The sequence below is a fragment of the Duncaniella muricolitica genome, assembly GCF_910574735.1.
GTDB classification, from domain to species: Bacteria; Bacteroidota; Bacteroidia; order Bacteroidales; family Muribaculaceae; genus Duncaniella; species Duncaniella muricolitica.
In genome coordinates this window covers 1-16,639 of the sequence record NZ_CAJTCF010000085.1, presented here as the reverse complement: position 1 = coordinate 16,639, position 16,639 = coordinate 1, and the positions used below count along the sequence as shown (strand labels likewise).

Annotated in this window: 13 protein-coding genes; 5 read left to right on the top strand and 8 right to left on the bottom strand. The window is 53.9% G+C overall.

From position 1 onward, the window contains the following. Positions 1-569: 569 nt before the first annotated feature. Entirely contained in the window at positions 570-1,154 is a 585-nt protein-coding gene (gene rbr / locus QGT73_RS14850) for a rubrerythrin (RefSeq protein WP_280122932.1), read from the bottom strand. A 138-nt stretch (positions 1,155-1,292) separates the two neighbouring features. On the opposite strand from rbr, the gene QGT73_RS14845 reads away from it, so the two are divergent. The 3 genes from QGT73_RS14845 to QGT73_RS14835 are packed head-to-tail and all read left to right on the top strand — an operon-like array spanning position 1,293 to position 3,461. Beyond that, positions 1,293-2,228, top strand: a complete 936-nt coding sequence (locus QGT73_RS14845) for a hypothetical protein (RefSeq protein WP_280122931.1) — start codon at positions 1,293-1,295, stop codon at positions 2,226-2,228. Further along, positions 2,215-2,808 (top strand): hypothetical protein, encoded by a 594-nt coding sequence (locus QGT73_RS14840; RefSeq protein WP_280122930.1) that lies wholly within the window; start codon positions 2,215-2,217, stop codon positions 2,806-2,808. Before QGT73_RS14845 ends, QGT73_RS14840 begins: the two co-directional genes overlap by 14 nt. Further along, positions 2,715-3,461 carry an acyloxyacyl hydrolase gene (locus QGT73_RS14835; protein ID WP_280122933.1) on the top strand — a complete coding sequence of 249 codons (747 nt, stop codon included), beginning with the start codon at positions 2,715-2,717 and terminating at the stop codon, positions 3,459-3,461. Before QGT73_RS14840 ends, QGT73_RS14835 begins: the two co-directional genes overlap by 94 nt. 78 nt (positions 3,462-3,539) lie before the next feature. On the opposite strand, the gene QGT73_RS14830 is transcribed toward QGT73_RS14835, so the two are convergent. The 6 genes from QGT73_RS14830 to QGT73_RS14805 form a co-directional block, all read right to left on the bottom strand. Beyond that, the gene (locus tag QGT73_RS14830; RefSeq protein ID WP_280122929.1) at positions 3,540-4,370 is read right to left on the bottom strand and encodes an EFR1 family ferrodoxin; all 831 of its coding nucleotides are present in this window, start codon (positions 4,368-4,370) and stop codon (positions 3,540-3,542) included. Positions 4,371-4,395: 25 nt separating this feature from the next. Further along, positions 4,396-5,856 (bottom strand): oligosaccharide flippase family protein, encoded by a 1,461-nt coding sequence (locus QGT73_RS14825; protein WP_280122928.1) that lies wholly within the window; start codon positions 5,854-5,856, stop codon positions 4,396-4,398. Positions 5,857-6,032: 176 nt separating this feature from the next. After that, entirely contained in the window at positions 6,033-7,097 is a 1,065-nt protein-coding gene (locus tag QGT73_RS14820) for a DUF2027 domain-containing protein (RefSeq protein WP_280122927.1), read from the bottom strand. A gap of 13 nt (positions 7,098-7,110) precedes the next feature. Then, the gene (locus tag QGT73_RS14815; RefSeq protein ID WP_280122926.1) at positions 7,111-8,040 is read right to left on the bottom strand and encodes an RluA family pseudouridine synthase; all 930 of its coding nucleotides are present in this window, start codon (positions 8,038-8,040) and stop codon (positions 7,111-7,113) included. A gap of 95 nt (positions 8,041-8,135) precedes the next feature. Then, positions 8,136-10,466: a type I DNA topoisomerase gene (gene topA / locus QGT73_RS14810; protein ID WP_280122925.1), complete on the bottom strand. Its 2,331-nt coding sequence runs from the start codon at positions 10,464-10,466 to the stop codon at positions 8,136-8,138. 219 nt (positions 10,467-10,685) lie between these two features. Continuing rightward, positions 10,686-12,080 (bottom strand): glycoside hydrolase family 43 protein, encoded by a 1,395-nt coding sequence (locus tag QGT73_RS14805; protein ID WP_280122924.1) that lies wholly within the window; start codon positions 12,078-12,080, stop codon positions 10,686-10,688. Between the two features lie 226 nt (positions 12,081-12,306). Between QGT73_RS14805 and fabD the strand changes: the two genes are divergently transcribed. Continuing rightward, positions 12,307-13,185: an ACP S-malonyltransferase gene (fabD, locus tag QGT73_RS14800; protein WP_123616954.1), complete on the top strand. Its 879-nt coding sequence runs from the start codon at positions 12,307-12,309 to the stop codon at positions 13,183-13,185. A gap of 181 nt (positions 13,186-13,366) precedes the next feature. Beyond that, the gene (locus QGT73_RS14795) at positions 13,367-14,347 is read left to right on the top strand and encodes a DUF2156 domain-containing protein (RefSeq protein ID WP_280122923.1); all 981 of its coding nucleotides are present in this window, start codon (positions 13,367-13,369) and stop codon (positions 14,345-14,347) included. Positions 14,348-14,357: 10 nt separating this feature from the next. Here QGT73_RS14795 and QGT73_RS14790 read toward each other — a convergent pair whose 3' ends face one another. Further along, positions 14,358-15,998 carry a hypothetical protein gene (locus QGT73_RS14790; protein WP_280122922.1) on the bottom strand — a complete coding sequence of 547 codons (1,641 nt, stop codon included), beginning with the start codon at positions 15,996-15,998 and terminating at the stop codon, positions 14,358-14,360. Positions 15,999-16,639 lie beyond the last annotated feature (641 nt).

Here is a 16,639-nt window from a genome sequence, read left to right as displayed (position 1 = left end):
CCGATTTTCGCTGTTTTTTTAGTGTATGCCCGGTTTTCAACTTCCTGAGAATCGAATATACGAACTAATCTCGAAAAATTCCAGATTATTCTAAAATATTCAATTCTCAGAGGCTTTAATCAGAGGAGTTCTGCAACACCCTCGGTTATCGTGCGAGGGGGCTGTATAGAGCTATTGCGCCCGATAATCAGCGTCCGACATGATGCAAAATATCGAGGCCGGGGGGACGCTTGTCCTTCCGGCCTCGGGGGGGATATAGGGGTAATATGTTTTTATGTAGCGTGTATTGAACAGACCTTTTTAACTTATTACCTTATTTACCACACAATATAAGTAAGCAGTAAGTCTATTTAGATTGACCTTTTTAGTCTTAATATTATATGATAGACAACAATAAGTAAGGTATAAGTCGTGGGGTTGTGGAGATTAACTCGTCGTACTCTTAACTATGGCAATAAAGCGATTAAAAATTAACTTTTTCAACTTGTTACTTCCTTAACCATAGTGAAGTAAAGCAATTAAAAAATTAACTCTTTTAACTTGTTACTTTCTTAACCATAGTGAGTTAGTTAGTAATTATCGGCTTTGCGCTCGAAGTATCCCTGCTCCTTGCCGCATACGGGGCATTTCTTGGGGGCAGACTTACCCTTGTGCACATAACCGCAGTGCATACACTGCCATTCCTGCTCGGCATCCTCGCCTGAGAACTCCTGGTCGTTGGTCAGACGGTCGAGAAGACGCAGATAACGCTGCTCATGCTCAACCTCCACCTTAGCCACCATCTTGAAGAGAGCAGCGATTTCGGGGAAACCCTCATCAACGGCAGTCTGGGCAAAGTTGGCATAAAGGTCACTCCACTCCTCGCGCTCGCCGGCAGCAGCTTCGCGCAGGTTGGTGATAGTGTCGCCGACAACACCGGCGGGATAGCCGGCCTGGATGGTCACGACACCGCCCTCGAGTTTGCTGAAGAAAAGCTCGGCATGGCTCATCTCCTGCTTGGCGGTCATCTTGAACACCTTGGCTATCTGGCGGTAGCCCTCTTCCTTGGCCTTTTTGGCAAACAATGTATAGCGTGAACGTGCCTGGCTTTCACCGGCAAAAGCAGCGAGCAGGTTGTGTTCGGTCTTGGTTCCTTTGATAGATTTTTTATCCATTTGGTAAGAAGTGTTAGGGTAATTGAATGTTATTGTTACATAAATACAATCGGGAATGGTTAAAAGTTTACCGAGAAGGTGATTTTTTGTCATTTTTTTTTGTAAATTCGCGGATGTAAACATTATTCTATGCGCTATATGCGATTTATTACCATATTATTACTGACATTTTTGCTATGTGCATGTAATTCCGACATATTTGTCGAGGACTTCACGCCCGATGTCACCGAGCTGACCATGAAGGGCGACGGAGCCTCGCGCACCATACGGTTTCGCTCCGACGACTGGTCGCAGCTCACCCTTGCGGGAGCCGACATACACGGCACTGATCTGCCGACGGTGGTCACCCCGGCCGGCGGAAGCCCGATGCAAGGCAAGACACTCACCGGCGACGGCACCATATCGCTCCACACCACGCTCAACGACTTCACGGTCACCCGCCGCGGCGACGTGGTGACGGTCGACGTAAACTATGCCATAGGCAACGGCATGTTGATGTTCTGGCTTGTGGCCAGCTCTGATGAGACCTACGACCGCCATGAGATAATGGTCGGGATAGAGCGTGTGGGCGGCCTCGAGATTGTGGATGTTGACTACAATCTCATGACGTGGGGCACAGATGAAAATAAGGCTGAAGACCGGCTGTTGACCGCCTATGGACTCTCGGCGGGCAATGAGCCCGTGCTGTGGACTCCGCAGCTACCTTCCGGCATATTGTCGTTTTATAACATCCGGACAATCACGGCTGATGAAGAGTACATCTCCGCTCTTGAAGGAGAGGAGATACCGGTCCCGACAAGGACCAATCCCTACTATTCTGACTGGGAGCTGCGAGGCGAGACTGCCGGGATAAGTTCATCGATGAGTTACACCTATCTGCTCCATTACCCGCCGATTACGCCGATCAATGTTGAGCCCGGCATGTTGACCCAACTATATGCCCGGATGGTGCCGACCGTCTTTGACGCACGGCTCAGAGTGAGAAACAAATATTCGGGCGAGGAGCACGAAATGATAATATGGCTGACCATAGAGCAGCCCGACAGCTATGAAGTGAGATATGATGAATTATAAGTCAATAGTCATAGCCGTGACGCTCGCAGGATTGCTTGCGCCGGCCTGTATGCACGCACGGGCGACATCATCTGACGATGAGTATCCCCGCGAGCCCTCTCATCACGTGACCGACGTCACCGTGACCGCCGGACTCAGGGCCACCCCCATACTCCACACCAACTATTTCGTGCGCGGGTCAAACGTCAGCGGCCGGCCGCTCGACATGGGCTACGCACCCTTTGCCGAGCTGAGCATGCGCAATGCCCCCGGCTCGCGTTACGGCCGGTGGTATCCGTCGGCCTATCAGGGCGTCGGAGTGGGCGTGCAGATGGCATCGCCGGGCGGAGTGCTGGGCACCCCCGCTCTGCTCTACGTGATGCAGGGGGCACGGCTGGCCTCGCTGGGCGAGCGGCTGACACTCGACTATGAATGGAACTTAGGGCGGCCATGGGCTGGAAGTCCATGGACCATGATTCGCCCGACTATGTGCGCAATCTCGACGGCATGGGCACTCCGGTTACAGCCTACATCAACTTTGGCCTCTATCTCCGCTATCGTCTTACACCGCGTCTGGGTCTGCTTGCCGGAGCCGAGGTGACACACTACTCCAACGGCAATACCGGCGACCCCAATCCCGGACTCAACATGCTCGGCGCACGCGTCGGCCTGAGCTATACTTTGGGCACTCCCGCCGTCATGCGCAGAGCCGACTGGAGCGACTTCGAGCCGGGCATGGTCTATGACCTCGCGCTCTACGGTGCATGGCGCAAATGGTCCTACATCCCTTATCCCGGCATAAACATCGACGGCGTTGAGGGAGGAAAGAGCCTCGCGCCCGGCAAATTTGGCGTGGCCGGCTTCAACCTCACCCCCATGTATCGTTTCAACCCCCTTCTGTCGGCCGGAGTGTCGGTCGACGGGCAATATGACGAAGGAGCCGCCCTCTCGTCCCATTATGTCACCGGCACACCGTCGGACGACCCCCGATTTTACCGCCCCTCGTTTTCCGACCGCATCATGCTCGGACTCTCGGCCCGTGTGGAGTTGCGCATGTCGTTGTTTGCGATAAATGTCGGTCTCGGCCACAGTGTCCTTGCGCCCGGCGGCCACGACCTGCGCGGATGGTACAACACCTTCTCACTCAAAACCTTCGTCACCGACCGCTTTTTCCTGCTCACCGGCTACAAGCTCTATCGCTTCAACGAGCCAGGTAACCTCATGCTCGGAGCAGGCGTAAGATTCGGCCGTTGAGGGAGAGGAGATACAAAAGGACAAAAGTCTCATAAGAAACATAAGTTTTTTTCAGGCTTATATTACAGCCATGAAAAATCAAAACTTTTGTATCTTATGAGACTTTTGTCCTTTTGTATCTCCCCCACGATATTCATACTGTCCTTTGCCCTTTGTGGCCGACGTGTAATTGATGGCATGCACGGGGCATGTGTGGTAACATCCGAGACATCCCGCGCAGTCCCCGCCCCAGGCCGGGCGCATGGCGCGGGGATTCTCCCCCGGGCCCGACATGGTGATATTGCCGAGCGGACAGGTCAGGGCACACTTGCCGCACGCGACACAAGCCTCTGACACGCTGAACCGACGCGGATTCATGGCATGACGCACAAACCACGGATATATCACCTTGGTTTTAATCCGGGCAAACGACCCGCGCACAATGTCGGTCACCTCCGAGTCGTCCGACTCGGCCCGGACTATTTCCGCAGCCACACTTTTCAGCCGCGAAGGGAAAGCCGCCAGTTTGGCCTCCTCGACCCCCTTAGGGTCGACATCAAATCCCGGCAGCGACACATAATTGTTAGGCATCTGCACCGACATCACACACCGCCCCCTCCATCCGCGAGCGGCTATAGCCTTGCGCCACATGCGGTCGGCCAGACCGCAATCGTCACCGCAGGTCATCACCGCATGATGAGGCATAGCAGCCGGCGTGTCAATCACGACAGAGCGTATGATATCGAGCACATAAGGAGGAACACCCCATGAGTAGACCGGAAACACCCATATGAGCCGACGGCTGTCGGTCATCGCCATGTCACCTCCGCGCATCGATGGAGTCATGGCCTTGACCTCCTCGTCCAGCAGCCGTCCAAGCTCTGTGGCCACCGCGCGGCTGTTGCCTGTGCCTGAGAAATATATAATCATATCAGCGTGTATGTTATTTGTTTGATTATGCCTGTCGGGAGGCGAGGCGTCGTCTGAGGCGGAGAGCTGAGTAGACGGCCGAGACCAGCATCACGGCCAGTATGGGCCAGCCGAAGGCGGCATCGGTAGTCAGCGAGAGAAGAAATCCACACCCGCCCAACGTGAGACACACCGCCAGGGCCGTGAGGCTGCGGCCATCGTAGCGAAATCCGTAATACGAGCGCGTCACACCGTAGGCCACACCGATGTTTATCATCGACCTCGCCATCATGCTCACGCCGAGACCTATCAGCCCGTACATATAGTACAGACCCATGCTTAAAGCTATCCACGTCAGATTGTCAATCACAATCTCTACCCACACATACACCCTGCGGTTGTTACCCGCGAGCAGTATGTAGCCCAGCGGGAAGACTACCGCCTGAAGCAGTATACCCATGCCAAGCCATCTCATGAGCGGGATTATGACAAAAAACTCGTCGGTAAGCAGCAGCTTTATCACCCACGGGGCCGACCATATGAGTGCCAGTGCGAGCGGAGTGGCTATGAGCATGACTATCTCGGTCTGACGGTTGACCACCGTGAGCATCTTGCCGTGCTCGCCCATAGCCGCCGACAGGCGGGGGAAGTAGTCCATGGCCAGCGCGCTGAACACTATGCCGAGATACTGGTTGGTGAGCGACGAAGCCGCCTGGTAGAGCCCCACATTGTCAATGTCGCCATAGGCGCGCACAAAGGCGTTGATGGCAAAGTTGGCAACTGTGCCGGCCAGTCCTCCGGCCATAAGTATCAGACCCGTGACGACGAGCCGCCTGATGAGCGGCACATGCTGCCGCAGACTCAGCGGTGTGTATTCATATTCGACCGACCTGCGTAATGACACATAGTAAAATGTGAATATCACCCCCGACATGAGTATCATGGCCGGGACTATGCCGCCCGTGCCGAAAAAGTAGTAGAGCGGCACCCCTATCAGGAGTCCTGACAGACCGCCGGTCAGCGAGGCTTTGGCGAGGCGTTTCACCTGCGACATGCCCTGCAGTATGGCCAGCAGACCGCCTCCCCCTATCGAGAGGGCCGAAAACAGGCCGAGCCACACAAAGCTCAGGGTGTAGCTGTAGTCACCGAAACACCACTTGCTCAGCCACGGCGACAACACCGCACACATCACCGCGCCGAGCAGCGAGGTGAGCAGCAGCAGACGCAGGGCCACGCCTATCACGTCAGAGCGTCCGCGGCTGTCATCCCTGACACGCGCCACCTCCTTGACTATGGCAAGGTTGAGGCCGAGGCTGCTCAGATGTTGCACGGTAGCGGTCGATGAGGTGAACAGTGAGGAGATGCCCATGCCTTCCGGACCGAGAAACATCGCCACAAACTTGCCCCTCACCAGCGTGATGAGGATGTTGAATAGCTGCACCCCTCCGAAAGCCGAGAGGCGTTTCATTATGGTCGAGTAACTGTTCTCTGTGTCAAATCGGTCCATGTGGTCAGTAATGCGTGTGGCCGGAATGATATATGACGGTCCGGGAGATACAAAAGGACAAAAGTCTCAAAAAGTGTCGGAAGTCGGTCGATGAGTCAGACATAATGTAGATGGATTGACCGGAAGACTTCTTCTTCTCCTTTTGAAACTTTTGTCCTTTTGTATCTCCCGTCGGTTCAGATAGTCACCTGTGTCGCGCCGAATCCGTATTCCCGGAATGAGGCGTCCTGCACCTGATGGCCTTTATACCGGTGGTTGAACTCCTTCATGAGTGCGTTGCGCAACACACCCTCGCCCTTGCCGTGGATAAAGACTATTTTCAACCCCTTGTTTTTAAGATTGGCGTCCATCACCTTGCGAAACTCGTCGATCTGCAGGTTGAGCATATCGGCCGGCGAGAGTCCCGCGGTCGAGTCGACAAGTTCGCTTATGTGGAGGTCTATCTCGAGCAGACCCGGCTTCTTGGGCTGGTGTTTCTGCACGGGGCGGCGTATGGGACGATCCACGGCCTTCTTGGCCTTGAGTCCCTCCTCGAGCCGGCCCGAGTCGATGACCATGCGGCGCAGGGCCACGTCGTCCTTCACTATGTCGAGGGCTATGACGTCGTGGTCAAAGTAGGGGTTGGGCTTGAAACAGTGAAGTTTGAAAAACTTGGTGGTGTCGAGAGCTGTCTCCACGGCCACCGGCGACTTCATCCTGAACTCTTTGCCCTTCTTGTAGGCTATGCACTGCACGGCCACACGATCCATCGTCGTGAGGTCGCTGCCGGCTATCTCCTCGATGAAGAGCTGTATGTTGGGCTCAACCATTCCCGCATATCTCAGCGTCCACTCCTTGGCCTCGTCGGCGCGGGTCATGTAGGTGAAATAGAGGTAATAGTTGGAGTCGTTGACTATATAGGTGTCAAAAGTAGTGTCATTGAGCCGCTTGAGGTTGGCTGCCTCATAGGCGAGCACTATGTTGAGTTTCTCGCCCCCGGGAGTCTCCTCGACAGTCATGTCCGGGGCCTGAGCCGGGGCCTTGGGGGCCGGGGCCGGCGATGAGGTTGCGGCCGCCTTGGCCGGAGCCACAGGCGCGGTGCGGGGTGAGGCTGCGGCCGTGGCCACTACCACACATTCGCGCAGCGGGGTGGGCGTCTCAAATCCGTCCTCGTCAACATAGGCTATGTTGCCCTCTATGCGGCGCACCACGCCGCCGCCTGTCGAGTTGAGAAATCTTACTGTATCGCCGATCTGTATCATAATGAGACTGTAATCACATCCCTACGATTTTGCCGAAGGAAATGGGGATTGGAGTTGAGAAATTCATGTCCTTGCGCGTGATGGGGTGGACAAAGCGCAGGGTCTGGGCATGCAGGGCCATACGGTGGATGGGCGAGGAGCCGGCTCCATAGCGGCGGTCGCCCGTGATGGGGTGGCCGAGGTCCTTCATGTGCACGCGTATCTGGTTTTTGCGGCCCGTGTCGAGCTGCACCTCCATGAGCGAATATCCGTGTTTGCTCTTGAGTGTGCGATAACGGGTCACGGCCAGTTGTCCCTCCTCGGGATTATCGGTCGAATAGACTTCATAGCGCGAATTTTCGGCCAGATAGCTGCGCACCTCGCCCTCCGAGGGGTCGGGACGCCCTTCGACAACGGCCAGATATTTGCGCTCGAGCACCATGTTGTTCCAGTTGTGCTGGAGTTTCTCCTTGGCCTCGACGGTTTTGGCAAACACCATCAGCCCCGATGTGTCGCGGTCGAGACGGTGCACGATAAACACCTTGTTGCGAGGGTCCTGCCACTTCAGATAGTCGCGCAGTATATTGTAGGCCGTCTCGTCCTTGACTTTCTCGTTGCCCATGGAGAGGAGGCCATAGCCTTTGTTGACCACGATAATGTCGTCATCCTCATACACCAGTTTGAGGCGGCGGTTGTAAAATGTGCGAAACTCGCGCGAGAGGTTCACTTTCACCTCGTCGCCATGCTTGAGGCTGAAGTCAAACTGTCGCTGGGGCGTGCCGTTGACAGCCACCTGGTTGTGGGCCAGCAGACTCTTGATGGCTGTGCGTTTGCGCTCGGGCATGGCCGCGATGAGAAACTCGAGTAGTTGTGACGCGCTGTCAACGACATAGCTCTCGATTACATCGGGTTTGAATGGCCTTTTCTCAGCCCCGGGGCGGGTATTGTATGGTTTTTTATACATCTGTGATATTATTTGACTACTTTGGAGATAGCGTGTGAAAGTTTAACTTTATAAACTCCTTAAACTCTCTAAACTTTAAACTCTAAGCTCTAAACTCATGAAGAGCTCTTCCGTCCTCGCGTAGTCTTTTTCTTGGGAGCGGATTCCTGGTCGGCGATTATGGCCTTGACCTCGTCATAGGTAAGGGCCGCCGGGTCGATCACCGTCTTGGGTATCTTGTAGTTAGCCTTCTGATAGGAAATATACACGCCATATCGGCCGTTGAGTATCTGCAGGTCGGGCTCCTCGTCAAAGGTCTTGACAGTCTTGTTTTTCTCAGCCACACGCTTGGCCTCGATAAGCTCTATGGCCTCTTCGAGCGTGATGGATGTGGGCGAGAGGTCTTTGGGGATTGACACAAACTTGCCGTCATGTCGCAGATAGGGGCCGAAACGTCCCACAGCCGCAGTGACGGTCTTGTCCTCATATGTACCCACCTCGCGGGGCAGGTCAAAGAGCTTGAGAGCCTCCTCGAGCGTGATGTCCATGATGCTCTGGTCCTTGCGCAGCGATGCGAAGCGCGGCTTGGCGTCGCTTTCGGTCGAGCCTATCTGGGCGATGGGGCCGAAGCGGCCTATCTTGACCGACACCGGTTCGCCCGTGGCGGGGTCGGTGCCGAGCATACGCTCGCCCACCTTATGCTCGGTGCGCAGCTCGTTGGCCTTCTCCACCTCGGGGTGGAAGAGGGCATAGAAATCCTTGATTTCGTTGTTCCAGTTGGAGTCGCCCTCGGCTATGCGGTCAAACTTCTCCTCCATTCCGGCCGTGAAGTCATAGTCGAGGATGTCGGGGAAGTGTTTGGTGAGAAATTCGTTGACGATGATACCGGTGTCGGTGGGTATGAGTTTGCCCTTGTCGGCTCCGGCGTTTTCGCTCTTGATCTTGGTCGAGACCTTCTTGCCCGAGAGAGTGAGCACGGTATATTCGCGCTTCTCGCCGGCCTTCTCGCCCTTGACGATATATTCGCGGTTCTGGATGGTCGAGATGGTCGGCGCGTAGGTCGACGGGCGGCCTATGCCGAGCTCCTCCATCTTCTTTACGAGTGATGACTCGGTGTAGCGCGGGGGTGCGAGGGTGAAACGCTCCGTTGCGTTGGCATCCTGGAGCGTGAGGCTCTCGCCCGTGGTCATGCGCGGCAGGGTGGTCTCCGAGTCGCTGCTCTCGGTGTCGTCGTCGCTGCCCTCGAGATAGATGCGCAGAAAGCCGTCAAACTTTATCACCTCGCCTGTGGCCGAGAAGTGTTCCTGACGGTTGCTGATGCCTATCTCCACGGTGGTCTTTTCCATCTCGGCGTCGGCCATCTGCGAGGCTATGGTGCGGAGGCGTATCAGACGGTAGAGTTTCTTCTCCTGAGCCGTCCCCTCGACAGTCTCCTTGTCCATATAGGTGGGACGGATGGCCTCGTGAGCCTCCTGCGCGCCCTTCGATGAGGTGTGATACTTACGCACCTTGAGATAACCCTCGCCCATCTCCTCCTTGATGAGATTGGAGATTGAGGCTATGGCCAGCGACGAGAGATTGAGCGAGTCGGTACGCATATAGGTGATGTGTCCGGCCTCGTAGAGCTTCTGGGCTATCATCATGGTCTGCGACACCGAGAATCCTAATTTTCTGCCTGCCTCCTGCTGCAGTGTGGAGGTGGTGAAAGGGGGCGCGGGCGACTTCTTGAGCGGTTTGACTACGATGTCGCCTACGGTAAACGATGCTCCGGCGCATGCTTCGAGAAACTCGCGCGCCGACTTCTCGTCGGGCAGACGGCGTGACAGTTCCGCGCCCAGAGGCACTCCGCCGGGGAGCATGAAGCGGGCGGTGACACGGAAGTAAGGCTCGGAGGTGAAGGCGTTGATTTCGTTCTCGCGGTCAACGATGAGTCTCACCGCCACCGACTGAACGCGTCCTGCCGAGAGCGCGGGGCGTATCTTCTTCCACAACACCGGCGACAGCTCGAAGCCCACCAGGCGGTCGAGCACTCGGCGTGCCTGCTGGGCGTCGACCAGATTGATGTCGATCTCGCGCGGATGCTCGATGGCGTTGAGTATGGCGTTTTTGGTAATCTCGTGAAACACTATGCGGCGCGTGTTTTCGGGCTTGAGCCCCAGCACTTCATAGAGGTGCCATGCTATGGCCTCTCCCTCGCGGTCCTCATCGGACGCGAGCCATACGGTCTCCGCACTCTTTGCAGCCTTTTTCAGATCGGCTACCAGGGCCTTCTTGTCGGTCGGGATTTCATACACCGGCTCGAAGTCCGAGTCGACGCGTATGCTGATGTCTTTTTTGCGCAGGTCACGGATGTGTCCGAAGCTCGACATCACTTTATAGTCCTTTCCTAAAAACTTTTCGATGGTCTTGGCCTTGGCCGGAGACTCGACTATCACGAGGTTTTTCATAAATTGTTCTTGTGTACACATTACCTCGGGAGACCGTGTCACACCTCCCGACGTTAAATTCAGTCGGCAAAGTTAATGAAAACTCTTAATATACCGACTATTATTTAACAAATTATCACATATATAATAAAGGATGTAGAAATGAGATATGAAGAATTGGCTTCGCGACATCGGCATGGATACCACGAAGCCAATTCTTCATATCTCATTTCTTGTTGATCAATTCTCTGCTCTCCACCAGTCGAAGTCAAACATCTCGCCTTCCTCGCCCGAGAAGAGGATGTAGAGGTCATGCAGGCCCTCGACCGATTTGTCCTTGGGGGCTGTGAACGGGGCCGACACCTCGTGCATGGCTCCGCCGTCCTTGGCTGGGTCTATCTCAATCGAGGCGATTACCGGACCGTTGAGGGTGTCGAGTCTGAACTGTATGCACCCCTTGGCCTTGGCCGACCCTATTGATGCGACAAACTTCACGGGTGTCTTCTTTCCGAAATCCACCGCGCGCAGTCCGAGCCAGTCGCCATTGTTGATCGAGGTGAGATAATGCTCGTCGCCGGCATTGCGGTCGGTCTTGAGCCCGAAGCCGCTGGCCATGGTCTCGGCCTCGACACGGCTATAAGGGTCGAGCGTGCCGGCCGGAGTCCTGACACCCTCGCGCGTGAAAGGCATAAACGGCATAGACCCGTCGGGATTGAACTTAAACTCCTCGATGCTCGTGCTGCGGCGAAATCCTCCGCCGTTGGGCAGGATGCCGTTGTGATAAAACATGAAGTCGCGCCCCTTGAAGTTGATATTGCCCCCGTGGATGGTAAAACTGTTCTCGGCCTCGTCCATGATGCGGCCGCGATATTTCCACGGACCGTTGATATTCTCGGCGGTCGAGTAGGCCATATGTTCGGGCACACCTCCGGCCGCATAGGCCAGATAATACAACCCGTTGCGCTTCGTCACCCACGGGCCCTCCTCATAGCCGGTCTTCATGACGCGCTTGTTGAGCTGCCAGTCATGCTTGAGCACTTTGGGGCCGAAACAGTCGGGGTCGTTGAGACCGGGCACCTCCATGACCTCGCTGCCGAGCGACACCATGTCTCTGTTGAGGCGGGCATACCACAGCCCGTTGTTGCCCCAGAACAGATAAGCCTGTCCGTCATCGTCGATAAATACCGACGGGTCGATATATCCGAACGCGCCCGGCACAAGCGGCCTCCCCAGGGCATCCTTGTAAGGGCCGGTCGGACTGTCGGCGACAGCCACTCCTATGCCGTGGAGGTGGCATGTGGTGTCCTCGGCGCAGATATACCAATACCACTTGCCGTCGCGCTCCACCGCCTGCGAGGCCCAGGCGTTGTCGCCCTGCTTGGCCCACGCGAATGTGGCTGTGGAGATGGGGGTCCCGCGATAGGTCCAGTTGACCATATCGGTGGTCGAGTAGAGTTGCCAGTCCTTCATCTTGAAATACTGGGCGTCGTCCTCGTCATGATCGGTGAAGAGATACACCGTGTCGTTGTGTACAAAAGGTGCAGGGTCGGGGGTAAACCACGTGTGTATGGCAGGATTCTGTGCCGACGCGCATATCATGCTCATTGATGCGGCGGCGAGTAGCAAGTGTTTCATGATTTATGAGGTTTTAATTTGTATATTGCAAAGTTAGCGGTTTGTTATGGTTATGCTTGCAGAGCTGTGTTACATTTTTATTGTAGCGCAGTAGCATGGTGATATGATGACGTCACATTTTTATACACTTTTGTATTTTTGAAGCCAAACATGGCTTGTAATCAAAATATTCACTAACTTTGCACCCGTGAAAATCTGCAAATAACATTTTAACGCTATATTACACATGAAAGCATTTGTATTTCCCGGTCAGGGTGCCCAGTTTGTAGGCATGGGCAAAGACCTCTATGACAATAATCCTGTGGCCAAAGAGATGTTTGAGAAGGCCAACGAGATACTCGGATTCCGCATAACCGACCTCATGTTTGAGGGCACTGACGAAGACCTCCGTCAGACCAAGGTTACACAGCCCGCCATTTTCCTCCACTCGGTGATTCTCGCCAAGACCATGGGCGAAGAGTTTGACCCCTCGATGGTGGCCGGACATTCGCTCGGCGAATTTTCAGCTCTCGTAGCTGCCGGAGCACTCAGCTTTGAGGACGGTCTCCGCCTCGTGTCGGCCCGTGCACAGGCTATGCAGAAAGCATGCGAAATCAACCCCTCCACAATGGCTGCCGTGCTCGCCCTTCCCGACGAGAAAGTCGAGGAAATCTGTGCAGGTGTTGACGGCACAGTCGTGTGCGCCAACTACAACTGCCCCGGCCAGCTCGTGATTTCGGGCGAGGTTGAGGCCATCGACGCAGCTTGCGCCAAACTCCTCGAGGCCGGTGCCAAACGTGCCCTCAAGCTCAAGGTGGGCGGTGGTTTCCACTCCCCCTGCATGGAGCCCGCTCGCGCAGAGCTCGCCGAAGCCATCGAGCGCACCGACTTCCACACTCCCGCTGTGCCCGTTTATCAGAACGTGGACGCCAAGCCCCACACTGATCCCGCCGAAATCAAGGCCAACCTCGTGGCTCAGCTCACCGCCCCCGTGCGTTGGACTCAGAGCGTGCAAAACATGGTAGCCGACGGTGCCGACGAGTTCATCGAGGTAGGTCCCGGCAAGGTGCTCCAGGGTCTCGTGGCAAAAATCGCCCGCGGCGTCGCCACCTCAGGCCGTCAGTAATATCTCCCTATAGTTTAAAAAGTTAAAGGAGTTTATAAAGTTAAGATAATAGTTTCAGAGACTGTATCGTCAGCAGATACTACCCTCTCCGCTATTATCTTAACTTTATAAACTCCTTTAACTTTTTAAACTATAAATTGTTATTACAGTTGAAACAACTGATAATAACACTGCTTATTTTATGACACCTCTATATTCCTCACGCTCTCAATATCCTGCCCGGAGTTATACCGTGCTGACGGCTGTAAAGCCGCGGGTCGGGTCGCCGCTTCGATTCTCACCCCTTACGCTCGACGACGTGCCCCGCATACTACCCTATCTCGGTTGCTCTACCTCACGCACATGCGATTTCACCGTAGGCGGTCTGCTCATGTGGGCCGGATATTTCAACTACACCTACGCCATCCACAACGATACACTATATATAAAAGGTGTCACCGAGGACGATGTCACACGTCCGGCCTTCTCGCTGCCTGTCGGCAAGGCACCACTGCATGAATCCGTGGCATTGCTGCGTGATTACTGCCGTGACAGCGGATGCATGCCGCTCGTATTCTCGGCCGTGCCCGAGGAGTATGTCGGCCCCCTGCGCGAACTCGGCGCGACTCAAGTCACCCCCCTTGACGACTGGGGCGACTATCTATATGACGCCGAAGCCCTCGCCTCGCTCTCGGGCAAGAAACTCGGCAAAAAGCGCAACCACGTCAATCGTTTCTTCGCCGATAACCCCGGCTACAGTTTCGAGCCGTTGACATCCGCCAATCTCGACGCTGTCACAGCCTTTTACCGCGACACACATCTGCCCCTCTCCAAACCGGCCCTTGCCGACGTGGAGCGCGAACAGGTGATGCACGTGCTCGCCCACCTCGACCGATACGGATTTGAGGGAGCGGTGCTCTCCACACCCGCCGACGGCATTGTGGCCTTCACGCTCGGCGAAGTGATAGGCGACACCCTCTATGTGCATATCGAAAAGATGAACCACCTCGTAAACGGCGCGGGCGAGACCGTCAACAAGCTCTTTGCCGAACTCATGACAGGCCATCATCCCGAGGTGCGCTACATCAACCGCGAGGAAGACGTTGGCGACCCCGGCCTGCGCCACGCCAAAGAGTCATATCACCCCCTCCGCATCCTCGCCAAATACAACGTCACGATGTGATGAAAAATGACTATTCAAGCAGCGTCACCGTCCAGCCATCGGCATGTTTGCTTATGAAATAAGGCTCTACCTGACCGTCATGTGTGCGTCTCAGTCCATATCCCATACGGTGTTCGCCGTCTGTCGGTGATGGGTAGCTATATGTTGAGCGGTTGCCGGTTATGCGGTCAATGATGATGTAGCGGTATTCTTCAAGATCCGGCCTTTCAAAAGCATCGCTGCATAGTCTCATCAGGCAGTGTATGCGTCTTTTGTCAGCCTTGATGTCGACGAGTTTTCGACTCAGATAAGGTTCGGCCAGAGAATTGCAGTTATAGGTGTAAAAATCGGTCGTGTCGGGGGTGGCAAATTTACTTATATCAATGTCAAAGGCCGAATAATCACGGCGGCAATCAGCGCAGTCGAGGCTTTCTCGGGGTGAGATATATACACTTCCGTCGTAAGCCGAGGCATATACGGCCTCGTCATCATAGGAGTCAAACAGCATGTCGGCAAATGAATAGCCGGTCTTGGTCTTTTTGGCGAAGCTCGGTAATGCTCCGAATCGGTAAAGCATCGTTCCGTCCTGTTTGTCAAACGATGCAAGTGCCGGCTGCGAGTAACAATCGTAAAACTCATCGTTGAACGGATTGCTCTCTGCATCGTGCATATATTCCTCTTTGTCATAAATCAGAGGCCATGTGAGCCTTTGGACGCCAACCACAATATCATCGCCATTACTTTTCATATAGAAATGAGGATAGAAAAACTTATCCTCGTAATCATAATTGAGTGGGATGAGCTCTGAACGGGTGGAGTCGGTCAATGACTTGACGAGATAACAGGGTTTGTTGCGATAATTTATGCCGTTGTTTGCGTCCATCCACAATTCAGGTAGAGAATAAGGAATGCCTATTTTGTCACTGTCAATGACAAACGGTTGCAAAGCTATGTTCTTGAGTTGATTGGAAATGAGCATTTTGTTGTAATATTCAGCCGGGATGTCGGCGAATGTCGCAGCCTGAGTCGAATCTACTTCAAGGGTCGAGATGAAATGCCAGCCTCGGGCATTGTCAATCGCGAAATGATAGGCGACTTCGGCAAGTTTGTCGTTCCATATCAGATTATTGCCGTGAAACAGTGGCTGATATATTATTTCTGACATTATCGTCGGAGCTGTCAGAGTGTCGAGATGATAGGATTCCTTGGTGACAAGACTTCCGGCAAGATGTTCGGTGACCGGTTGGCGACGGTATGAACCGGCCGGAAACCGATAGGCCTCCTTTTTGTCTCTATACAGATTGAATTCCTTGAAAAAGGCCGGCGAAACATTGTCGGCATTGCTTCCCACAATCAGTTCGCCGGTACTGATATTGAATTTCAGGATATATCCGACATGAAGATAGCCCGGACTGAACGATAGAAATTTGTCAAATGCTTCAGTGGTGTCAAAAATATAATGGTCGGCTTTGATGTCATATTTGTTGATATAGGCTTTGGCCATTACCGAATCGGGATATACGGCAATCAGTACGGATGGTTTGTCGGTATATGTCTTTATGCTGCGGTCTATCTCATTGAGAAATCCATCACAGCGCGGACAATTAGCCGGGCGGAATATAGTGGCATATATAGTGTCGCACTCAACCGGCAGACCTTTAAAAAAAAGCAATGGCGTCAGATTCAGATCCGGGAATCTGACGCACCATTAGTCCATGATCCGCCGACGTATCAACCAATCCCTTGGCCGTGGCTGAAATGCATACACATGATATAAGGGAGAGGAGGAAAAGTCGGATATTCATAAAAGGTAAAGTGGTAGTAAAACGTGTTTTTTTGTTATGAGCCTTAATTGTTTAACGAAATATGGTATGAATTTGTTGTAATCTTTGTGATTTTTTAAAAAATATAATATTTGTGGATTTGGCTGAATCGTCATATTTAGAGAGGTTGAGGTGGTAGGTCTCGTGTGTGCAATTTGTTTTATTAGGAATAAAGGGACCAAGCCGAAGTTACGGTGCATCACAGATCAATACCCGCCCCAATTCTGCCTGACATACACGTCCCCAGGCATCCCATGTATACCACTCTATATCCCGCAAGGGCGTCCGTAGGACGCAGATTATATAGTAACCGGGTTCACCGAAGCGCAGCGGAGGTGTGCCCGGAGTGGCACGATATAAAGAAATGAGGGTGTTGCAGAACTCCTCTGATTAAAGCCTCTGAGAATTGAATATTTTAGAATAATCTGGATTTTTTCGAGATTAGTTCGTATATTCGATTCTCAGGGAGTTGAAAACCGGGCATACACTA